Below are 21,522 nucleotides of genomic sequence, written 5' to 3'. Positions count from 1 at the left end.
AGGACGGCAGGCGCGGATCTTCCATCAAGGCCAGAGGCGACAAAGCCGCCTCATCAAACAGGCCGGATATACGGGCGCAAACCTGTCCCTGACATTGAGTGCTGAGACCTTGCAAACGGGGAGGAGACCATATACGGATTACGACTTCGTCTAATCCAACCTATGAATGCGCAGTTTCTACCAAGCAGACGGCTGTGCGGCCGACGGAGAGTGGTGGGGCTCCCCTCCCAAAAATGTCGGCGGCCAAGGATGGCCGGCGCCAAGCGCACATGGGCGGAGCAAACGCTTTAGAAGCGAAGCTTCGCGTGCCGCGGAGCGACAGCAATCTACGATTGCTGGCTGGACCCGCTTGCGGGTGCTCGTAGCGGTTTTTGGGAGGGGAGCCCCACCACTCGCCAAACTCCAAACCCAAGACGAATAGGATCCGAGCTTTAGTAAAACTCCGAATTCACGGGCACACCGCGAAGTGAGTTGGGATAGGCCTCCACAATATCGACATCAATAAAATGCCCGACAACCTCCGGATTCTCATGCCGGAAATTCACAATCCGGTTGTTCTCGGTGCGCCCTGCGTATTCGCCAGGGTCTTTCTTGGATAGGCCAGTCACCAGAATCCGCTGGGTGCTGCCAACCATCTTGCGGCTGATATCCATTACGTTCTGGTTCAGGCGATCCTGCAGGATGCTAAGCCGCTGTTTCTTGATGTCCATCGGAGTATCGTCCGGCAGATCTGATGCCGGCGTGCCGGGCCGTGCGCTGTAGACGAAGCTGAAGGACATGTCGAATCCGATGTCGTTGATCAGCTTCATGGTGTCTTCAAAGTCCTTCTCGGTTTCGCCCGGGAAGCCGATGATGAAGTCGGACGAAAAGCTGATGTCCGGGCGGATCCTGCGAAGGCGGCGGAGTTTGGATTTGTACTCCAGGGCTGTATGGCCGCGCTTCATGGCCGCCAGAATACGGTCGGAACCGCTCTGAACTGGCAGGTGCAGATGGCTGACCAGCTCCGGAACGCGCTCATAGACCTCAATGAGAGCATCAGAGAACTCCACCGGGTGCGATGTGGTGTACCGGATCCGGTCGATGCCATCAATGGTTGCGATCAGCTCGATCAGCTCCGCCAGGTCCATGTTGTCGCCGTCGTGGGTTTCGCCACGGTAGGCATTCACGTTCTGGCCCAGCAGGTTAACCTCGCGAACACCCTGGCTGGCGAGGTGGGCCACTTCAGCGATGACGTCATCAGCCGGGCGGCTGACTTCTTCCCCGCGGGTATAGGGCACCACACAGAAGGTGCAATACTTGCTGCAGCCTTCCATGATTGAAACAAACGCGGAAGGGCCGTCTGCGCCGGGCTCGGGCAGGTTGTCGAATTTTTCGATTTCCGGGAAGCTGACGTCCACCACGCCAACACCGTTACCCTTGGCGCGCACTTCGGTAATCATGTCCGGCAGGCGATGCAGAGTCTGGGGGCCGAAGACCATGTCCACGTAGGGTGCGCGGTCAATGATCGCCTGGCCTTCCTGGGAAGCCACACAGCCACCCACGCCGATGATCATTTCCGGCTTTTTGCTTTTCAGCTTTTTCCAGCGGCCAAGCTGGTGGAACACCTTCTCCTGGGCTTTTTCCCGAATGGAGCAGGTGTTCAGCAGCAGGATGTCGGCGTCATCGGGTGAATCGGTCATTTCGACGGTTTCACCGGTTTTGAGCAGGTCTGCCATGCGGGCAGAGTCATACTCGTTCATCTGACAGCCGTGGGTTTTGATGTACAGCTTCTTGGCCATGGGTCTCACGTAATCTGATGGATGTTGCGCCGGGAACTGGTTTTTGAAACGGGGCGCCAGCAAAAAGGAACTGCGTATTATAACGGGGTGCTTAAACTTCAACCACCTTTGTCTCGGCTAGTTGCTAGTCCGCTTGTGGTATTATTTTTGGTTCTTTAAATCGACAATCAAGCCCGAACACGATCATGACCCCCGAACGCCTCGCCCGAATCAAACAAACCCTGAACACCCGGCAGCCGGACCTGAGCGTCCTAACCGACCAGGTCCACAAGCCCCGGAATCTGTCCGCCATCATCCGCTCCTGCGATGCGTTTGGCTTGGCGAACATGCACGTGGTCTGGCCAAAAGAAGGCTTCCGGGCATTTCGCAAAACCGCCGGTGGCAGCTACAACTGGGTAACAACCCACACCCACCGGAGCATGGACGAAGCGATCCAGAGTCTGAAAGGGCAGGGCCACAAGCTATACGCCGCACAGCTATCCGACCGGGCCATTGATTTCCGGGATGTGGATTACACCCTGCCGTGCACGATAATCCTGGGTAACGAAGTGGATGGCGTCAGCGTTGATGCCGCAGCTCAGGCTGACGAGCACATCGTTATCCCAATGATGGGGATGGTGGAGTCGCTGAACGTATCGTCTGCCTGTGCGATTGTCCTGTCCGAAGCCCAGAGGCAGCGGAAGCTGGCCGGCATGTTCGATCAGCGCCGGATGCCGGATGACGAGTACAACCGCCTTTTATTCTGTTGGTGTCAGCCCACCGTCAAACGCTACTGCGACGACCGTAATTTGCCATACCCGCCGATAGACCCGGAAACGGGTGAGTTGGTCGACGGTGTGGGCTGGATGCAGGAAGTAAGAAAGTTAAGGGCGAATCGCCCACGGTGGGATGACGAACCCAAAGTCACCGCAGATGAGCAATAAAAAGAAAATTACTCTTCTGTGAGATCGGTCCGGGGGTGGGAGGTCTTTTCTGTCGGGAAAAGATGTCTGAGCGAAGCGAGTTGCTTTTCCCAGAAGAAAAGGCCTCCCACCTCTGGACCAGCCCCCAAATCGAGCAGGCTACTTAGCAAAAGCTAGAGCCCATCACTCCTCGCGAGCCTCAAGATACCGCTGAAGCTGCTCCCGCAAAGCCTTGGGAAGCCGGGTAATCGTCAGGGCATCTTTGTCACGGTCATAGTAAACCGCCTGATTCACCAGGTCGGAGGAGAAGGACACGCTCATTCCGCCTCCGGAGCCTGCAATCCGTACCAGTTTTTTCACTTTCCGGTGGTCCGGGTGCAGCACGCCGCTTTCCGGCAGTTCGGCGGTTTTTGAGGCAAACTCCTTGAAGCGTTGCGGCTCACTCTCGTCCAGGTAGCCGGACAATGCCTCGATTTCGACCGGCTCGCCCAGGGCATGCTGCTCCTTACAGAACTCATAGGCCTTGTTGCGAACCTCCCCGGCTTTCTCGGGCTCGGAGGACTTGGCAAAAGCTTCCACCGCATCCAGGAAGGTCATGGTTTCCTTTTCCACATCCACCTGATTGGTAAACCCGCACAAACGGATAAACAGCTCTCCTGGCTCGCCGGTGCCGCGGCCGTGGACCAGTGTCAGGTAGTTTTCCGCCGGGTTGTTGCCGCGCCAGTCGTCCAGCTCGATGCGAACGGCCAGGTTCAGACGGGAGAGGCTCAGGACGTCGGTCGCATCCAGTGACTGGTTGCCGTCGAAGCGCATGGCGCTGTCGGTTTCCAGGATAAACAGGTAAACCACTTCGGCGTCCGCTAGGGCATCGTGGACGATCATCAGATGGCCATCGAACTCCTCCTGACTGCCGGTCAGGAGCTCCTGCCATTGTCCGAACAGGCGGTCGGTCATGGCGCTGAAGGTTTGCTTGTCTTCCAGGTAGTCGTTCAGCCAGGCGCTGAACGGGCACTCGCCCAGGTCTTCGGAGAACCGGCCGTACTTCTTGCCGGGCTTGCTGTTGAACAGGCGCTTCATCTGCTTGTGCAGGCCCTCGTAATCGCCACCGGGCTCCTGCAGGGCCTCACCGGTCACAAGGCGGGCAGGCTGGCCCGGCTGGTACTGGCTGGCGAAGGCAGTGCGGAGATGTTTGATGGCCATTTTGCAGCTCCTGTTCGTTGTTTCGGTTAACTCAGAGAGGCGGGATTCTGCCACGTTCTGGTGTTGGATTCATTCGTAGTCTGCTGGTTCTGGGGGTGGGACGCAGGGCAGGTAGGTCTTTTTCTTGCGAAAAAACAACTCGCTTCGCTCAGACATTTTTTTCTCCAGAAAAAGACCTACCTGCCCCACGTCCACGGGCCTTTCAGTGGTCCGTCAAAAAATAAGGAATGTTTTGTCGAAATTTTGCTTTGGGAATTAACTTCAGAGTATGCCGGCGATGGGGTGGGGGTATCTTTTTCTGCCGGGAAAAGATGTCTGAGCGAAGCGAGTTGCTTTTCACAAAGAAAAAGATACCCCCACCCCGGCGCCAGCCACCGAAGCAGGGATATCTCTCGTCTACTCAAAAGTCAGAAATCAAACCCGCTTGCTGCGAATCAGATCCTGAACAAGTCTGCTCACCGCCTCAGGAATCTCCTGCTCGTTGTCGGCGGTTGTTGCGGCGTTGGCGATGTCAGTGCCCAGGTTAACGGCAATGGCAACCAATCCATGGGAGGTCAGAAGCTGGGCCACGCGGCGGCGTTCGTCAGCATCGCCGGCGTTTTCTTCGGTGACCACCACGGCGGTTTTGCCCTGGTCGAACAGCGCGCGCTCAACGGCGAGGGCCAGTGCCGGCGCCTGGCGACCATTACAGGCAATGATGGCCGGTTTCTGGGCCAGTCGGCGCTCGCGTTCTTCTACCGAAACTGGATCGAGCGATTCGCCGGAATCTGCCAGGCCGGCCACCACGCCTGCACCGATGGTGACGTTGGAGAGCCGGTCGATCACGATGAAGCTGCCGGTGGCGTGGTTGCGCTGGTACGCATCGAAGGCGATCGGCTGGTTCAGGGTCAGCTCGCACAGGCCGATTTCGTTCAGCTGGAGCTGGCTTGGGTTGGCCTGCTGTTCCAGGGTGTTTACGTCGGTCTGGTGGTGGATCTTTTTCACCGTGCCGGAGGTAAAGGTCGGTCCCAGCTTGATGTCGTAAAGGCGGCCGGTTTCCAGGGGTGCGTCGGTCATCCACACGATGTTGGCGTTGAAGCGGTTGCCCACTTCCGGCTCGTCTTCGACCTTTACCAGCATATCGCCGCGACTGATGTCGATTTCATCGGTCAGGGTGAGGGTAACCGCCTGGTCGATATAGGCCTCTTCAAGATTGCCATCGAAGGTGACAACTTCCTTGACCGTGCTGGTGCGCCGCGAGGGCAGGGCCATCACTTGTTCGCCGGGGCGGATCACGCCGGAGGCGATGGTGCCGCAGAAGCCCCGGAAATTGAGGTTCGGTCGGGTAACGTACTGAACCGGGAAGCGGAAATGCTCCAGGTTCTTGTCCCGGCCCACTTCCACGGTTTCCAGAATCTCCATCAGGGGCTGGCCGGTGAACCAGGGTGTGTTCTCGCTTTTGTTTACCACGTTGTCGCCTTCCAGGGCGGACAGCGGCACAAAACGGATATCTTTCAGGCCCAGCTTGGCGGCAAACGCCAGGTAATCGTCTTTGATTTCGTTGAAGCGCTCTTCGCTGAAATCCACCAGATCCATCTTGTTCACGGCCACTACGATGTGCCGAATACCCAGCAGAGACGCGATGTAGGAATGGCGCCGGGTTTGGGTGAGAACACCGTGGCGGGCGTCGATCATCAGGATCGCGACCTGGGCGGTAGACGCGCCGGTGGCCATGTTACGGGTGTACTGTTCATGGCCCGGGGTGTCAGCGATGATGAACTTGCGCTTGTCGGTAGAGAAGTACCGGTAGGCCACATCGATTGTGATGCCCTGTTCGCGCTCCGCCTGCAGGCCGTCGACCAAGAGGGCAAGGTCGAGTTTCTCGCCCGTCGTTCCCATCTTGGCGCTGTCGGTTTTCAGGCTGGCCATGTGATCTTCGTAGATCATCTTGGTGTCATGGAGCAGGCGGCCGATCAGGGTGCTCTTGCCGTCATCCACGCTGCCACAGGTGAGCAGGCGCAGGAGTTCCTTGTTTTCGTGCTGCTTCAGGTAGGCCTGAATATCTTCTGCAATCAGATCAGACTGGTGTGACATCTTAGAAATACCCTTCCCGCTTTTTCTGTTCCATGGAGCCGGCTGAATCGTGGTCGATTGCCCGACCCTGGCGCTCGGAGCTCTTGGCCAGCAACATTTCCTGGATAATGTCAGGAAGCGTGTTGGCTTCGGATTCGATGGCGCCCGTCAGCGGGTAGCAGCCCAGTGTCCGGAAGCGAACCGATTTCATCATTGGTTTCTCGCCGTCCTTCAATGGCATGCGGTCGTCGTCCACCATGATCAGGGTGCCATCGCGCTCAACGACCGGGCGTTCGGCGGCATAGTAGAGCGGAACGATGTCGATGTTCTCAAGGTAGATGTATTGCCAGATATCCAGTTCCGTCCAGTTGGACAGCGGAAACACCCGGATACTCTCGCCCTTGTTGATCTTGCCGTTGTAGATGTTCCACAGCTCGGGACGCTGGTTCTTGGGATCCCAGCGATGGTATTCATCCCGAAACGAATACACGCGTTCCTTGGCCCGGGATTTTTCCTCGTCACGGCGGGCACCGCCGAAGGCTGCATCAAACTTGTACTTGTCGAGCGCCTGTTTCAGGGCCTGGGTCTTCATGACATCGGTATGTTTCGCGCTGCCGTGAGTAAACGGCCCGATTCCCTGATCCACGCCTTCCTGGTTGGTGTGCACAATCAGGTCGAGGCCGAACTTCTCAGCGACGTTGTCCCTGAACTTGATCATGTCCCGGAATTTCCAGGTGGTATCAATGTGCATCAACGGAAAGGGCGGCTTACCCGGGTAAAAGGCCTTCAGGGCCAGGTGAAGCATTACCGCGGAGTCCTTGCCGATGGAATACAGCATTACCGGATTGTCGAACTCGGCTGCCACTTCCCGGATGATGTGGATGCTTTCCGCTTCCAGCTGTTTCAGGTGCGTGAGGTTGTATGTGGTCATGATAATCCGTTGCCGCCGTGCGGGCCGTTTTGGCTGTGCGAATGAATACGGCAACTATACCAGAGGGGGTAAGGGCATAAGAAGACGGCCAACTAGACATTGGCGTTATAACAATATAGCAGTGGTGGGCCCTGGTTGTTCGTCAGCCGGCAGGTCGAGGTCAGGCAGGATTGCGGGAGTCAGCCAACAGTTTGGCAACGTATCGATCGACGTAATCGAAGCCGTTACCTTCAAACTCAGCGAACTGGATGCCCAGCTGAAATTCGTCCCTTGCGATGCGTCGCATGTGAACGATGTTGCCGTCGGCAATAATGGAAACCGGTTGCGTTGCAACCACCGGCACGGAGAATCGGGTCTTCACGGCAATCCAGTGTCCTGGAGCCGGGGCCTTTTGCTCGGGAATGAGTTGTTTCACCGTTTCCTGATTACAGGAAATCATGACGCCCGTGCGGGAGAGATTGGATACCGAACAGGTCAGGCAGCAGCCGTCCGATTTCTCAATAGTAATGTCGGTGGCTACGTCCACTCGCTGTTGGTTGCGCAAATTCAATTTGGCGGCGACAGGTTTCATGTTGACTCTTCTGGCGTGTCTGGTTGCGAATGATGCTGCCTTTCCCATAAATCCCTTCCAGAAAAACACTTAAACGCATGATAAGCGAATGAAAGTGTAGTTGTTTACTTTGTGATCAGCAAGAAGCCTGCCGCCTATAGTGGCAGATTTGTTAAATCTTTCTGAACAAGACGTCACAAATTTTGACGTCCGTCAGTTTCCATCGGTTCCAATACTCGTCGGACTTTTGCTGCAGGCGGTCCCTGAGCTGGTGTAAAATATCGCCCTTCATTCATTTGTGGGCTCGCGCTGAGCTCCGGGAATTCCAAGCCTTCTATGACAGATAACACCCAGACCCCCGCCTCGTCCGGAAACGGCAAAGTCGGTTTCATCAGCCTCGGTTGTCCCAAGGCTCTCGTCGACTCCGAGCGCATTCTCACGCAGCTCAGGCTGGACGGCTACGATGTTGTCCCGACCTATGACGACGCCGACATTGTTGTGGTCAACACCTGCGGATTTATCGATGCCGCCAAACAGGAGTCGCTGGACGCGATCGGCGAGGCCATCAGCGAAAACGGCAAGGTGATTGTCACCGGTTGTATGGGTGTAGAGGCCGACAAGATTCGCGATACTCACCCGGGTGTTCTGGCGGTTTCCGGCCCCCACGCCTATGAAGAAGTGGTCGGCGCGGTTCACCAGTTCGTTCCGCAGAAAAAGCAGCACGATCCGTTCACCGATCTGGTTCCGCCGCAGGGAATCAAACTGACCCCGCGGCACTACGCCTACCTCAAGATCTCCGAAGGTTGTAACCATCGCTGCACCTTCTGCATCATCCCCTCCATGCGCGGTGATCTGGTCAGTCGGCCCATTGGCGATGTGATGGACGAAGCCCAGCGCCTGGTGGATGCCGGTGTTAAAGAGCTGCTGGTCATCTCCCAGGATACCTCCGCCTACGGCGTCGACACCAAATACCGCACCGGCTTCTGGCAAGGGCGGCCGCTCAAGACCAAGATGCAGTCACTGTGTGAAGCGCTCGGCGAAATGGGCGTGTGGGTACGTCTGCACTACGTTTATCCCTATCCCCATGTCGACGACATCATTCCGCTGATGGCCGAGGGAAAAATCCTGCCGTACCTGGACATCCCGTTCCAGCACGCCAGCCCGAGAGTACTCAAGGCCATGAAGCGCCCGGCCCACGACAGCAAAACTCTGGAGCGCATCCGCAAATGGCGTGAGATCTGCCCCGAGCTCACCATCCGCTCCACCTTCATCGTCGGCTTCCCCGGTGAAACCGAGGAGGACTTCCAGTACCTGCTGGACTGGCTCGACGAGGCTCAACTGGATCGTGTTGGCGCGTTCAAATACAGCCCGGTGGAAGGCGCCAAAGCCAACGAACTGGAAGGTGCGGTTCCCGAGGAAGTCAAAGAAGAGCGCCTGGCCCGTTTCATGGAAAAACAGGCAGAGATTTCAGCAGCCCGCCTACAGGCCAAAATCGGCCAGACGATTGATGTGCTGATTGACGAGGTCGACGAGGAAGGCGCCATTGGTCGCTCCAAGGCAGACGCGCCGGAGATTGACGGTATGGTTTACCTTAACGACGAGACCGACCTTGTTCCGGGTGAGATTGTTCAGGCGGTTGTTGAGCATGCCGATGAGCATGATCTTTGGGCTCGGCTTCTTTGATGGCTTCCGGCTTGGGCACCTAGCCTGCCGAATTTGGGGGTAGGCCTCGGCGGGGTGTGCCTCCCAAAAACCGCTACGAGCACATCCATGTGCGCTTGGCGTCGGCCATCCATGGCCGCCGACATTTTTGGGAGTCACACCCCGCCAAGGCCTCAGAATCTTCAGGGATAGGGAGCAATCGGGCCGGATAAACAAGGTCAGTAGGTCGGATCAGGTGAAGCCGTAATCCGACCTATCATTTTGTTTTGATGGCCTGTCTTCGCGAGGGCACGCCGCCAGCTCGAGTGCCGTGGTGGGTAGAGCCTCCCAAAAATCTGGAGCGCCAGGGATGGCGCGACGAAGCCCTACAGGGATGTATTCACGGGCGTTTTTTGGGAGGCTCTACCCACCATGGCAGTCCCCCCAAGCTAGCAGGCTAGGGCCGCAGTCAGAAACCACGACCCAAGCCAAAAGGGTCACCCCCCAAGCTTGCGAACAAGAATCTCATTAAACAGCTTGGGATTCCCCTGACCTTTGGAGGCCTTCATCAGAGGCCCCATGAAACCCCCAAGCATCTTCTTGCGCTTCTTCGGGTCTTCCTCGTTCTGATACTGCGCCACCTGATCCGGCATGCCCGCCAGAACCTCGTCTACCATGGCTTCCAGGGCGCCGGTGTCAGACACCTGCTTCAGCCCCTTGGCATCGATGATGGCGTCAACGCTGTCGTTCTCACCGGACCACAGCGCCTCGAACACCTTCTTTGCGCCGGCGGATGAAATCGTATTGTCGGCAATCCGTACCACCAGATCGCCCAGCTGAGCACCGCTGATGGGCGAATCGGCAACCGATTTCTCCTCTGCATTCAGGCGCGCAGAGAATTCGCCCTGGATCCAGTTGGCGACCAGCTTTGCGTCTTTGCCCTGGCTGGCCGCTTCTTCAAAGAACGTGGCCAGTTTTGAGTCGCCGCTGAGCAGGCTGGCGTCGTAGTCGTTCAGGCCGTAATGGTCCATAAAGCGGACTTTGCGGGCGTCCGGCAGTTCCGGGAGACTGTTGCGGGCTTCTTCAATGAAGGAATCATCGATTTCTACCGGCAGCAGGTCCGGGCAGGGGAAGTAGCGGTAGTCGTTGGCTTCTTCCTTGGTGCGCATGGAGCGGGATTCGTCACGGTCGCCGTTATACAGGCGGGTTTCCTGCACGATGCTGCCGCCGTCTTCCAGAACGTCCATTTGCCGCTCAACTTCGTGGGCAATGGCCTGCTCCATGAACCGGAACGAGTTCAGGTTCTTGGTTTCGGTACGTGTGCCCAGAGTGTCGGACCCCTTCGGTTTCAACGAAATATTCACGTCGAAACGCATGGAGCCTTGGGACATGTCGCCGTCGCAGATGCCCAGGGATGTCACGATGCTGTGCAGCTTCTTCGCGAAGGCGACGGCTTCTTCCGCGTTGTTCATATCCGGTTCGGTGACCACCTCAATGAGCGGTGTGCCGGCCCGGTTGAGATCCACGCCGGTCATGCCGTGGAAATCCTCATGCAGGGATTTGCCGGCATCCTCTTCCAGGTGGGCGTGGTGAATGCGAACGCGCTTGGTCTCACCGTTCGGCAGATCAATGTCCACGAAACCGGGGCCGACAATCGGGCGCTCCAGCTGGGTGGTCTGGTAGCCCTTGGGCAGGTCCGGGTAAAAGTAGTTCTTCCGCTCGAATACCGAACGGCGCTCGATCTGGGCGTTCACGGCCAGGCCAAACATCACCGCATAGCGGAACGCCTGCTCATTAGGCACCGGCAGAGTGCCGGGCATGGCCAGGTCAACCGCGTTGGCCTGGGTGTTGGGCTCGGCGCCGTAAGAGGTGCTGGAGCCGGAAAAAATCTTGGTCTTGGTGGCGAGCTGAACGTGAATTTCCAGCCCGATCACAATGTCCCACTGCATAGTTGCTCTCTCCTGTAAGGGGCCTGTCCCGGGCTTATTGCGGTTCACGCTGGTGCCAGTCGGTCACCTGCTGGAACTGATGGGCGGCGTTCAGCAGACGCGCCTCGGAGAAATAATCCCCGATGATCTGCAAACCCACTGGAAGACCGTCGACGAAACCAGCCGGTACCGACATGGCCGGAACGCCCGCCAGGTTGATGGCGATGGTGAATACGTCTTCCAGGTACATGGTCACCGGGTCACTGGTCTTCTCGCCCTGGATGAAGGCCGGCGAGGGCGTGGTCGGGCTCATCAGCACATCCACTTCCTTGAAGGCATTGATGAAATCCTGCTGAATCAGCCGCCGAACCTTCTGGGCCTTGAGATAATAGGCATCGAAATAGCCGGCGGAGAGGGCGTAGGTGCCCACGAGAATCCGACGTTTCACCTCGGCACCAAAACCCTCCGCCCGGGAGCGGGTGTACAGATCCATCAGATCCTTCGGATCTTCACAGCGGTAGCCATAACGCACCCCGTCAAAACGAGACAGGTTGGCGGAGGCTTCTGCCGGCGCAATCACGTAATAGGCCGCAATCGCCAGCTTTGCGTTCGGCAGCGACACCTCTTTAACCGTGGCGCCCAGTTTTTCGTATTCGGTTACCGCGTTGCGAACCTGCTGCTCCATCGCCGGGCTGAGCTGGTCGCTGAAGTACTCCTTCGGCAGGCCGATCTTCAGACCTTTCAGCGGCTCGTTCAGTGTGGCCGTGTAATCCGGCACCTCGCGGTCAATCGACGTTGAGTCCTTCGGATCAAAACCTGCCATCACATTCAGCATCAGTGCATTGTCCTCTGCGCTCCGGGCAATAGTGCCGCCCTGGTCGAGACTGGACGCAAAGGCAATCATCCCGTACCGGGACACCCGGCCATAAGTCGGCTTCAGGCCAGTAACACCACACAGTGCCGCCGGCTGACGGATCGAGCCGCCTGTATCCGTGGCGGTAGCCGCCGGAATCAGTCGAGCGGCAACCGCCGCAGCCGACCCGCCAGACGAACCGCCCGGCACCCGCTTGTTGCCTTCACTCAGGCCCCAGGGGTTGGTCACTGCGCCAAAATAACTGTTCTCGTTGGACGACCCCATGGCGAACTCGTCCATGTTGGTTTTGCCCAGGCACACCGCACCGGCCTGGCGGAAATTCGCCGTAACGGTGGCATCATAAGGCGGAACAAAGTTCTCCAACATCTTCGAACCGCAAGTGGTCCGAACGCCGTTGGTACAGAAAATGTCCTTGTGCGCAAACGGGATCCCCGTCCAGGGCGTCGCATTCCCCGCCGCACGCTGGTCATCCGCGACCCGGGCATCGGCCAGGGCCTGCTCTTCGGTCACGGTAATAAAGCTGTTGTACTTCGAATCTTCCCGCTTGATGCGGTCGAGGAACTCCTGGGTCAGCTCCACGCTGGAAACCTGGCCGCTCTCCAGCTCCCGGGAAAGCTCTGCTACGGATTTGTTATGCATGACTTGTCCTTTCACTCAATCACTCTGGGAACCAGATAAAGCCCGTTCTCGGTAGCCGGCGCAATCGCCTGGAACGCCTCACGCTGATTGGTCTCGGTTACCTCGTCAGCGCGCAGGCGCTGCACTGCATTCAGCGGATGGGCCATGGGCTCAACCGAATCGGTGTCGGCAGCACCCAACTGATCCACCAGATCCAGGATGTTGCCCAGATCCTTCTCCAGAGCCGAAACCTGCTCGTCATCCACACGAATGCGGGCGAGCACAGCGACTTTCTCAATGTCCTCACGGGAAATGGTCACGCATTGCCTCCCAGATAAATGAAATGTCATTAATAAATGTTTTGAAAAAAGAGGGCCGCTCTGAACTGCGGGGACGTTCGGAGATCCCTTTTCAAAACTGTAGAGGGCCAAGGATGGCCCGAAACAAGCGCACATGGACGTGCTCGTAGCGTGTTTTGAAAAGGGATCTCCGAGCGGCCCTACACCGAAGCCGGAAAATCAGGTGGACCATGGTAACAGATTCGAACAATGGCGGGAGGCCCCAGCCCATAAGGTAAATGTGTGAACCGTAAGGCTTGAGGCCCGTTAGCGCCTTGCCTGCAGGGGTGCTCACTGCTAAAGTTGCCGCATCTTTTCTTTGCGACTGCAACTCTCAGGTTGAAACTACACGAATGTTGATAAAAAGACTCCGAGGCATCTTCTCCAGCGATCTGTCCATCGACCTGGGCACCGCCAACACCCTGATCTACGTGCGTGAGCGCGGAATCGTGCTGAACGAGCCCTCGGTAGTGGCCATTCGCACCAACAATTCCCAGAAAATGGTTGCCGCTGTTGGCGCTGAAGCCAAGCGCATGCTCGGCCGTACCCCGGGCAACATCACCGCGATCCGCCCCATGAAGGACGGCGTGATTGCAGATTTTGTGGTAACCGAAAAAATGCTCCAGCACTTTATTCATAAGGTGCATGAGAACAGCTTCATTACCCCGAGCCCGAGAGTACTGGTGTGCGTGCCCAGCAAGTCTACCCAGGTAGAGCGCAAGGCCATTCGAGAGTCCGCGCTTGGCGCCGGCGCCCGGGAAGTCTTCCTGATCGAAGAGCCCATGGCCGCCGCCATTGGTGCCGGTCTGCCGGTTGAAGAAGCCAGCGGCTCCATGATCGTGGACATCGGCGGTGGTACCACCGAGATCGCCATTATTTCCCTGAATGGCATCGTTTACGCAGAGTCTGTGCGGGTGGGCGGTGACAAATTCGACGAAGCCATCGTAACCTACGTGCGTCGCAACTACGGCAGCCTGATCGGTGATTCTACCGCCGAGCGTATCAAGCACGAAATCGGTTGCGCATACGAAGGCCTCGAAATCCGCGAGATCGATGTGCGCGGTCGCAACCTCGCCGAAGGTGTGCCCCGGGCATTTACCCTCAACAGCGAAGAGATTCTCGACGCGCTGCAGGAATCCCTGGCGCAGATCGTTCAGACCGTCAAGAGTGCTCTGGAACAGTCTCCGCCCGAGCTGGCGTCCGACATTGCCGAGCGCGGTATTGTTCTGACCGGCGGCGGCGCACTGCTGCGCGGGCTGGACAAACTGATCAGCGAGGAAACCGGCCTGCCGGTGATTATCGCTGAAGACCCGCTGACCTGTGTGGCCCGTGGTGGCGGCAAGGCGCTGGAAGTGATTGACCGGGGTGGCATCGGAATGTTCTCCCAGGAGGGATAATCCTGTGGGGAGGGCTCGCCATTAAAACCATCTTTGTCCAGGGGCCTGTTCCCGGCTTCAGACTCCTCATTGTTCTTCTCGTATCGGCAGCCCTGGTGGTTGCCGATGCGCGTTTCGACAAGCTCTCAACGGTGCGAAGTACCATTGCAACCGGTCTGGCACCCGTGTACTGGCTGGGGAATGCGCCCTACGAATTTTCCGACTGGTTCGCCGGGCTGTTTGAAAATAAACAGGATCTTCAGGAAGAGAATGAAGATCTCCGGGCTCGTTTGCTGATCCTCGAGCGTCGCGCCCTGAAATACGCCGCGCTTGCTTCCGAGAACAACGAGCTGCGCCGCCTGATGAACTCATCAGAAGTATTGGATGACCGCGTCATCGTTGGCGAGGTGGTCGGTGTCTCCCCGGATCCCTTTTCCCACGAAATTATTATCAACAAAGGGCGCAGTGACGGCTTGTCGCCGGGCCAGGCCATTCTGGACGCCCATGGTCTGATGGGCCAGGTGGTGCAGAGCAGCCAGATTACCTCCCGCGTCTTGCTCGTCTCCGACAGCAGCCACGCCGTTCCGGTGGAGGTTGTGCGTAACGGTTTGCGCGCCATCCTGCTGGGTACCGGCGATACGGATACCCTGGATCTCGTTCATGTGCCGGATACGGCGGATATTCGCGAGGGCGACCTGCTCGTCAGTTCCGGTCTTGGTGGCCGTTTTCCGAGGGGCTACCCGGTCGCGGAAGTCAGTCGAATATCCAAAGAGCCGGGCGAACCTTTTGTCTCCATTGAAGCCACACCCAAGGCGCAACTCAACCAGAGCCGTCTGGTGCTGGTAGTATTCCCTGCGGAAAATGCCGCGCCGATCGAAACCGACGAGGGTGAGGACGCATCCGCTGCCAACGTCGCCGAAGATGCCAGCCAGGGAGGGCAGGACTGATGTTGTCCGTAATCAGCTATCCGGTCTTTGTGCTTTCCGTGATCGTTGCCCTGGTGTTCAGTATTTCCCTGTTTCCTGTGGGCTGGTTCGAGTTCCGCCCGGAGTGGTTGGGGCTGGTTGTTTTCTACTGGACATTCCGGGCTCCGGCCCAGTTCGGCATCCTGCTGGCCTGGTGTCTGGGCCTGCTTCTGGATGTGCTGGAAGCCACGCCTCTTGGCGTGAATGCCATGGCGATGGCCTTGATCGCTTTTCTGGTGCTTACTATCCACCAGCGTTTGCGCATGTATCCAATGCCCCAGCAGTGCCTGATGGTGTTCCTGTTGTTGGGCATCAATCAGATGCTGGTGCATTTTGTAAAGCAATTGCTGGGGGCTGATGATGCTGGCTTCAGCTACCTCTGGCCGGCCCTGACCAGCGCCCTGGTATGGCCGGTATTCTGTATCCTGCTGGACAACATTAACCGCAAACTGGGTTAGCCATGCCATCAATCATTCTCGCCTCGGCTTCGCCGCGCCGGGCGGAGCTGTTGCAGCAAATCGGCCTGAATTTTTCGGTTCGTCCGGCGGACATCGACGAAACACCGGAGCCCGATGAATCCCCGGAACGCTATGTGGAACGTTTGGCCCGGGAGAAGGCGCTGGTTGTGGCTGGGTCCTCACCGGAATGCCTGGTACTTGGGTCGGATACATCGGTGGTGCTCGATGGCGAGATACTCGGTAAGCCGTCAGACTTCACCGAAGCCCGGGAAACATTGGCCCGCCTCTCCGGCGCCACTCATCAAGTCATGACTGCCGTGGCGTTGGCCTCAGAAGGGCAATGCCAGTCTGTTCTGGTCATCACCGAAGTTTGTTTCAGGCAGCTTTCCAGCGCAGAGATCGACGCCTATGTGGCCAGCGGCGAACCCATGGACAAGGCCGGGAGTTATGGAATTCAGGGCCTTGGTGGTATTTTTGTTAATGAGCTCCGGGGTAGCTACAGTGCCGTGGTTGGTCTGCCGCTGCAGGAAACCGCCGCATTGCTGGCTGGTGCCGGTTACCCGGTCTGGAAAAACTGGCCGCGCAGTCTGGAGAGCCAAACATTATGAGCGAAGAGATTCTGATCAACGTCACCCCGGTGGAAACGAGGGTGGCCCTGGTTGAAAACGGCATGCTGCAGGAAGCCTATATAGAGCGCACCAGCAGGAAAGGCATTGTCGGCAACATCTACAAGGGCAAGGTGGTGCGCGTTCTACCGGGCATGGAAGCGGCGTTCGTCGATATTGGTCTGGAACGGGCCGCATTCATTCATGCGTCCGATGTGGTTCCGAGTCAGTCCAATGGCGATGAGCCCGCCGATATTCCCAAAACCGTTCCCGATATTCGAAGCCTGCTTCGGGAAGGGCAGTCACTGGTCGTCCAGGTTACCAAGGATCCGATCGGTACAAAGGGGGCCCGCCTGACCACCCAGCTTTCAATTCCGTCGCGGTATCTGGTGTTTATGCCAGGCGTTAGCCACGTTGGTATTTCGCAGCGAATTGAGGACGACACCGAGCGGGCTCGGCTGAAAACGCTCGTTGAGGAGGCCGCCGCCGAGGATCCGGATGTTCAGGGCGGCTATATTATCCGGACGGCCGCGGAAGCGGCGTCACCTGAGGATCTGATTGGCGACATGGCTTATCTGCACCGGTTAAGTCAGTCCATACACGAGCGAATTGCCCGGGTTCAGGCGCCGGCGGTTGTGTATCAGGATCTGCCGTTGTTCATTCGCACCATCCGTGACCTGATCCGGCCCCAGACCGAAAAGGTGCGTATCGACAGCCGCGAGAGTCATCAGCGGGTGATGGAGTTTGTCGAGGAGTTCGTTACGGAATTTGCCGACAAGGTCGAGTACTACCCGGGCGAGCGCCCTATATTTGACCTCTACTCGGTCGAGGACGAAATCCAGAAGGCCCTGAGCCGAAAGGTCCAGCTCAAGTCCGGTGGTTATGTGATTATCGACCAGACCGAAGCCATGACCACGATTGATATCAATACCGGGGCGTTCGTCGGGCACCGGAATCTGGAAGAAACCATCTTCAAGACCAACCTGGAAGCGGCTCGGGCCATCAGTCGTCAGCTGCGCCTGCGAAACCTGGGCGGCATTATCATCATCGATTTTATCGACATGGAAGATCCCGAGCACCAGCGCCAGGTCCACCGGATGCTGGAGAAGATGCTGGAGCGGGATCACGCCAAGACCAAGATCACCGGCGTCTCCGAGTTGGGCCTGGTGGAAATGACCCGCAAACGAACCACCGAGAGCCTTGGTCAGGTGCTCTGCGAACCTTGCCCCATCTGCGATGGACGGGGTTTTCTGAAAACCACCGAGACCGTTTGCTATGAGGTTTTCCGGGAAATTCTCCGGGTTAATCGCGCCTATGATGCCGAGAGCTATCTGGTGATGGCCTCCCAGAGCGTGGTGGATCGCCTGCTGGATGAGGAATCCGATAACGTGGCCGATCTTGAAACCTTCATCAGCAAGACCATTCGCTTCCAGGTGGAGCCCTTCTACAGCCAGGAGCAGTATGATGTTGTTCTGCTCTGATGCCGGGAAACTGCGCCGGTTACCGGGTTAAGGGGTCTGAATGTCCTCCGCTGACCACGAACCGCCGCTTCCGGAGAACCTGCCCGAGAGCCCTCCGGTTCGGCTTTTGGCGCGGCTCGCCAGCCTGATCTGGTGGATGCTGCTGACACTTCTGGTGCTGCTGGCCTTATACGCCGGTCTTGGCCGCCAACTGACCCAGAATGTGGACAGCTTTCGCGATGATCTGGCTCGTGAGCTGTCAGACCGACTGGGCCATGATGTCAGCATCGGTGGCCTTTCATCCCAGTGGTACTGGCTCGACCCCGCCTTTACGGCCAGCGACATTCAGGTCACTCACCCTGACACCGGAATTGTCGTTGCCAACCTTCAGCATCTGAATATCCGCTTTGCTGCACTGGCCTCGCTGATGCGTCTGAGGATTGTCTTTGAGGACTTCCAGGCAGACGGTCTGGAACTGACCGTGAATCAGGAGCGCGGCGGTGATGTCGCGGTGAGAGGCGCAGAAATACCGGAACCGGTCAGCAATCAGTTGCAGGAGTGGCTGGAGCTTGCCGGTGACTGGCTCTCTGATCCTTACGTCAAGATTACCCGCGTCAATCTTGGTATCCGGGATAACCAGGGCAACCTGCGCCACCTGGATATCCCCCAGCTGGATCTCGACTACCGCCGTGGATTGTTCCACGCATCCGGCCGTGCCATGCAGTCTGGTACTACCCAGCAGCTGGCCAGTTTTGCCCTCGTGGGCCAGCATTTTTTCCGGGGTGACTTTACCGGCCAGTTGTACCTTGGCGTCGATTCCGGCCGGCTGTTCGACGGACTGGTTGACGAGTACCAGTGGCGATCCCTCCGGGTGGAAGGCTTCGATCTTGGTGGTGAAGCCTGGCTTACGTTCCGCAACGGTTTGCTGCAACAGGTGACCGGTACGGTGCGGACCCCCTATCTGCAGTTGGGTGTAGGCTCTCAATCCCTGGCGCCACTGGAAGACATCCGCGCGAGATTTGGCTGGCGTCGCCACGATACGGTGATGACCGACGAGACTGTGGTCGAATCCGGGGCCTTCGCCCTTGGCGAGTGGCATCTGAAGCAGCTCCAGTGGACCTGGGACGGCGATGTGGTTTCACCTTTCAGTCTGAGGTTGGCGCCGTCGGAGGGAGGCATGTCCGTCATTGCCGACGCCCTTCCGCTAGCGCCCACACGTCGCCTCGCTGCGCGGCTTCCGTTATTGCCGGAGCGTGCACTCCGGGCCCTTCAGGACTATAGGCCCGGTGGCTTTCTGGACCAGTTGAGAATCTTCTTCCCCGAGGGCGCCCCGGAAGACTTTCAGCTTTCCGGCCGGTTGCGTGACGTTAGTGTTCGGGCCCACGGCGGCGCGCCCGGCGTTACCTCTGTAAACGGAGACATCGCTCTGGACCGGCAACGAGGCTATGTCCGGATTGCCGCCGGCGAGTCGCCCGTTTCTCTGGATTTTCCCCAGCTTTTCGGGGGCGCCTGGTCATTCCCCGTACTTGAGGGCGAAGTGGCCTGGCTGCTGGATGGCGCTATTACCCGTGTGTTTTCGGATGGCGTACGGATGCGTTACGGCGAGGCCACCGAACTGGACGGTGCTTTTGACCTCAGGATGGATCGAGAGGGTGAAGACAATCTGGGGCTCAAAGTGTCGGTGAAAAACGGCAACGCCGACATGCTGGCAGATTTCGTTCCGGTTAAGGCGGTAAACCCCGGTTTGTACGATTGGCTCACGACCGCCATTCTCGAGGCCGATATTACCTCAGGGACGTTTTTCGGCCATGGTCAGATAGGTTTTGGTGCACCCCGGGGCTCCTTCGTCACCTCAATGATCTATGAATTCGATCAGGCATCTGTCCGCTACGATGACGCCTGGCCGGAGGTCACAGGTGCCCGGGGCAGTGTCAGGGTTCACAATGGCGACACGCTGGTTCGACTCGAAGCAGGTCAGACCGGTGGCCTGGATCTCGATCCCGGGACGGTTCGCGTGGAGCCCTCCGATCAAGGCACACGGATAAGGGTGGATACCTCGGCACGGGTGCCCGGCGAATCGGTCGGGTTCTGGATGGAAAATAGCCCCCTGGGTGATATGGCAGGCACAGAGGCCCAGAAGCTTGAATATGGTGGTGAGTATCAGCTGGACCTTGGTGTCGACTTGCCATTGGGGACGGAGCAGCCAACCGTGGTTGAGGCAAAAATTGCCGCACAGGAAGGCACCGTCTCCTACCCCTCGGCAGGGTTGGCCTGGCGGTCGGTTCAGGGTGAACTGACCTACCACAGCGAAAACGGCTTCTCCGGTGGCCCTTTGACTGCCGAATTTTTCGATGAACCGGTAACCATTGCCTTCAGCAAGTCCCGGGCGGGCAATGCCCTTACCATCCGGCAGTCGGGAACGCTACCGGTGCCCGGGGTGTTTGAGCAGGCGGGACTTGAGACCAGTTCGGGTTTTGGTTTGCAGGGCAATGTTACCTATACCGCGGACCTGGACGTGGGATCGGATTCAACGTCGGGCATCCGCGTGCGGTCCACTCTTGAGGGGCTGGCGGTTGACTGGCCGGAGCCACTGTCAAAAACGGCGGATGAGGCAGCACCGCTGCGGGCAACCATCAATCCCTCGGCCGCCGGCGGGCTTGGCATTACGGGCGACTGGGAAAACCGCGCAACGTTCGATCTGTTATGGAAAGAGACCGGGTTTGATTTGCGTCTTGGCCGCCTGCACCTTGGCCCGCAGGTGTTGAACGATATTGATATCAATGCCCTCGATCTTGGTGACCGGTGGGTGGTGACCACCAGCTCGCAACGCGCCGAAGGCCGACTGACAATTCCGCAAAATGGCGACACGGTGAAGGCCGATTTTCAGGTGTTACGGCTCGTGCGCAGTGAAACACCCCCTGAGGATTCGCCGGAATTACTCACCCTCGAAGAGCAGCTTGAGGCGTTCCGCGCGCTGGATATGGGAAACTGGCCGGATATCGATGTCTCGATTGCGGAACTGCAACTGAACGACGAATCGTTGGGACAGTGGGCCTTCCGGCTCCGCCCCGAACCTTTTCGGTTGCAGGTAAATGACATCGAGGGGCGCCTGAATTCCCTGACACTGCTGGGCGACATGAGCTGGAGCATCGTCGGAGACCGGGAAACCAGCCGGTTTACAGGTTCCATCAGCGGGGGTGCGCTCGCGGATCTGAACGAGCTCCTCGACACTGAAATGCCGGTCACTAACGAGGGGACCAACATAGAGCTGGATCTGGACTGGCCCGGCCGTCCGGATGAGCTTTCCATACCGGAGCTCAGTGGCTCGGTCAGTCTAAGGCTGGATGAGGGTGTGATCCTGGAGCGAAACAACACGGCGCAACTGTTCCGGGTGTTCAATCTGCTGAACTCTGACACCCTATGGCGCCGGTTGAAGCTCGACTTTTCCGATCTGTATGAGCGTGGGGTGGCATTCGACGCGATCTCGGGCAAGGCGCAGATCATCAATGGCTTGCTGACCATGGATCCCGAACTGCAAATAGTGGGCCCATCCGGCGCCTTCAAACTCAGTGGCACGACCAATATGGCCAGCGAGGAGCTGGATATGCGGCTTGTGGTTGTGTTGCCCCTGACTCAGAATCTGCCATTGGCGGCGCTGCTCATGGGTGCCGGTGCGCCGATCGGCGGCGCCTTGTTTGTGCTGGACAAGATTCTGGGCGATCCTTTGAGCAGGCTGACAAGCGCAACCTACAGCGTGACCGGCTCATGGGACGAGCCGGAAGTGAATCTGCAACGGGTTTTTGACACCGGCGAATAACTTTTCTGTTTGGCAATATCGGAGGCAGT

The 21,522-nt window shown here is 58.1% G+C and carries 16 protein-coding genes; 8 read left to right on the top strand and 8 right to left on the bottom strand.

Features of this window, described 5'->3' with window-relative positions; genetic code table 11:
• Positions 1-431: 431 nt before the first annotated feature.
• Complete coding sequence (gene miaB / locus AC13DD_RS11915; protein WP_482931212.1) at positions 432-1,778, bottom strand: tRNA (N6-isopentenyl adenosine(37)-C2)-methylthiotransferase MiaB; 1,347 nt, start codon at positions 1,776-1,778, stop codon at positions 432-434.
• 185 nt (positions 1,779-1,963) lie between these two features.
• Between miaB and trmH the strand changes: the two genes are divergently transcribed.
• Complete coding sequence (gene trmH / locus AC13DD_RS11910) at positions 1,964-2,701, top strand: tRNA (guanosine(18)-2'-O)-methyltransferase TrmH (RefSeq protein ID WP_104269919.1); 738 nt, start codon at positions 1,964-1,966, stop codon at positions 2,699-2,701.
• Between the two features lie 162 nt (positions 2,702-2,863).
• Here the strand turns inward: trmH and AC13DD_RS11905 are convergent, their stop codons facing one another.
• The 4 genes from AC13DD_RS11905 to AC13DD_RS11890 form a co-directional block, all read right to left on the bottom strand.
• Entirely contained in the window at positions 2,864-3,880 is a 1,017-nt protein-coding gene (locus AC13DD_RS11905; protein WP_104269920.1) for a nucleoid-associated protein, read from the bottom strand.
• Positions 3,881-4,294: 414 nt separating this feature from the next.
• A complete protein-coding gene (gene cysN, locus AC13DD_RS11900) occupies positions 4,295-5,953 on the bottom strand; it encodes a sulfate adenylyltransferase subunit CysN (RefSeq protein ID WP_482931211.1) in 1,659 nt (552 codons plus the stop codon).
• A gap of 1 nt (position 5,954) precedes the next feature.
• Complete coding sequence (gene cysD, locus AC13DD_RS11895) at positions 5,955-6,863, bottom strand: sulfate adenylyltransferase subunit CysD (protein WP_482931210.1); 909 nt, start codon at positions 6,861-6,863, stop codon at positions 5,955-5,957.
• A gap of 160 nt (positions 6,864-7,023) precedes the next feature.
• On the bottom strand, positions 7,024-7,434 hold the full coding sequence (locus AC13DD_RS11890; RefSeq protein ID WP_008170127.1) for a PilZ domain-containing protein: 411 nt from the start codon (positions 7,432-7,434) through the stop codon (positions 7,024-7,026).
• A 315-nt stretch (positions 7,435-7,749) separates the two neighbouring features.
• Here AC13DD_RS11890 and rimO point away from each other — a divergent pair, with 315 nt between their 5' ends.
• Complete coding sequence (rimO, locus tag AC13DD_RS11885; RefSeq protein ID WP_053112682.1) at positions 7,750-9,096, top strand: 30S ribosomal protein S12 methylthiotransferase RimO; 1,347 nt, start codon at positions 7,750-7,752, stop codon at positions 9,094-9,096.
• A 455-nt stretch (positions 9,097-9,551) separates the two neighbouring features.
• Here rimO and gatB read toward each other — a convergent pair whose 3' ends face one another.
• Genes gatB through gatC form a run of 3 tightly spaced genes read right to left on the bottom strand, consistent with a single transcriptional unit; the run spans position 9,552 to position 12,794 of the window.
• Positions 9,552-11,003, bottom strand: coding sequence for an Asp-tRNA(Asn)/Glu-tRNA(Gln) amidotransferase subunit GatB (gene gatB, locus AC13DD_RS11880; RefSeq protein WP_008170130.1), 1,452 nt, complete (start codon positions 11,001-11,003; stop codon positions 9,552-9,554).
• A gap of 34 nt (positions 11,004-11,037) precedes the next feature.
• On the bottom strand, positions 11,038-12,495 hold the full coding sequence (gene gatA / locus AC13DD_RS11875) for an Asp-tRNA(Asn)/Glu-tRNA(Gln) amidotransferase subunit GatA (protein ID WP_053112681.1): 1,458 nt from the start codon (positions 12,493-12,495) through the stop codon (positions 11,038-11,040).
• A gap of 11 nt (positions 12,496-12,506) precedes the next feature.
• Complete coding sequence (gatC, locus tag AC13DD_RS11870) at positions 12,507-12,794, bottom strand: Asp-tRNA(Asn)/Glu-tRNA(Gln) amidotransferase subunit GatC (protein ID WP_008170132.1); 288 nt, start codon at positions 12,792-12,794, stop codon at positions 12,507-12,509.
• A 374-nt stretch (positions 12,795-13,168) separates the two neighbouring features.
• Here gatC and AC13DD_RS11865 point away from each other — a divergent pair, with 374 nt between their 5' ends.
• Genes AC13DD_RS11865 through AC13DD_RS11840 form a run of 6 tightly spaced genes read left to right on the top strand, consistent with a single transcriptional unit; the run spans position 13,169 to position 21,493 of the window.
• Positions 13,169-14,209, top strand: a complete 1,041-nt coding sequence (locus AC13DD_RS11865; protein ID WP_008170134.1) for a rod shape-determining protein — start codon at positions 13,169-13,171, stop codon at positions 14,207-14,209.
• Between the two features lie 29 nt (positions 14,210-14,238).
• A complete protein-coding gene (gene mreC / locus AC13DD_RS11860) occupies positions 14,239-15,135 on the top strand; it encodes a rod shape-determining protein MreC (protein WP_082220538.1) in 897 nt (298 codons plus the stop codon).
• The gene (gene mreD, locus AC13DD_RS11855; RefSeq protein ID WP_053112679.1) at positions 15,135-15,611 is read left to right on the top strand and encodes a rod shape-determining protein MreD; all 477 of its coding nucleotides are present in this window, start codon (positions 15,135-15,137) and stop codon (positions 15,609-15,611) included. The genes mreC and mreD overlap by 1 nt, the downstream gene beginning before the upstream one ends.
• A 2-nt stretch (positions 15,612-15,613) precedes the next feature.
• Entirely contained in the window at positions 15,614-16,219 is a 606-nt protein-coding gene (locus AC13DD_RS11850) for a Maf family protein (protein ID WP_053112678.1), read from the top strand.
• Entirely contained in the window at positions 16,216-17,697 is a 1,482-nt protein-coding gene (rng, locus tag AC13DD_RS11845; protein ID WP_053112677.1) for a ribonuclease G, read from the top strand. Before AC13DD_RS11850 ends, rng begins: the two co-directional genes overlap by 4 nt.
• Positions 17,698-17,737: 40 nt before the next feature.
• Entirely contained in the window at positions 17,738-21,493 is a 3,756-nt protein-coding gene (locus AC13DD_RS11840) for a YhdP family phospholipid transporter (RefSeq protein WP_053112676.1), read from the top strand.
• The last annotated feature ends 29 nt before the right edge of the window (positions 21,494-21,522 follow it).

The organism is Marinobacter sp. L-13, from assembly GCF_056857715.1.
The sequence above is the reverse complement of the archived record's forward strand: the minus strand, read 5'-3'. Positions and strand labels throughout refer to the sequence as shown.

What these genes read in the sequence shown, in the direction of transcription:
- miaB (WP_482931212.1), bottom strand. Translation starts at nt 1,778, where the DNA reads ATGGCCAAGAAGCTGTACATCAAAACCCACGGCTGTCAGATGAACGAG.
- trmH (WP_104269919.1), top strand. Translation starts at nt 1,964, where the DNA reads ATGACCCCCGAACGCCTCGCCCGAATCAAACAAACCCTGAACACCCGG.
- AC13DD_RS11905 (WP_104269920.1), bottom strand. Translation starts at nt 3,880, where the DNA reads ATGGCCATCAAACATCTCCGCACTGCCTTCGCCAGCCAGTACCAGCCG.
- cysN (WP_482931211.1), bottom strand. Translation starts at nt 5,953, where the DNA reads ATGTCACACCAGTCTGATCTGATTGCAGAAGATATTCAGGCCTACCTG.
- cysD (WP_482931210.1), bottom strand. Translation starts at nt 6,863, where the DNA reads ATGACCACATACAACCTCACGCACCTGAAACAGCTGGAAGCGGAAAGC.
- AC13DD_RS11890 (WP_008170127.1), bottom strand. Translation starts at nt 7,434, where the DNA reads ATGAAACCTGTCGCCGCCAAATTGAATTTGCGCAACCAACAGCGAGTG.
- rimO (WP_053112682.1), top strand. Translation starts at nt 7,750, where the DNA reads ATGACAGATAACACCCAGACCCCCGCCTCGTCCGGAAACGGCAAAGTC.
- gatB (WP_008170130.1), bottom strand. Translation starts at nt 11,003, where the DNA reads ATGCAGTGGGACATTGTGATCGGGCTGGAAATTCACGTTCAGCTCGCC.
- gatA (WP_053112681.1), bottom strand. Translation starts at nt 12,495, where the DNA reads ATGCATAACAAATCCGTAGCAGAGCTTTCCCGGGAGCTGGAGAGCGGC.
- mreD (WP_053112679.1), top strand. Translation starts at nt 15,135, where the DNA reads ATGTTGTCCGTAATCAGCTATCCGGTCTTTGTGCTTTCCGTGATCGTT.
- AC13DD_RS11850 (WP_053112678.1), top strand. Translation starts at nt 15,614, where the DNA reads ATGCCATCAATCATTCTCGCCTCGGCTTCGCCGCGCCGGGCGGAGCTG.
- rng (WP_053112677.1), top strand. Translation starts at nt 16,216, where the DNA reads ATGAGCGAAGAGATTCTGATCAACGTCACCCCGGTGGAAACGAGGGTG.
- AC13DD_RS11840 (WP_053112676.1), top strand. Translation starts at nt 17,738, where the DNA reads ATGTCCTCCGCTGACCACGAACCGCCGCTTCCGGAGAACCTGCCCGAG.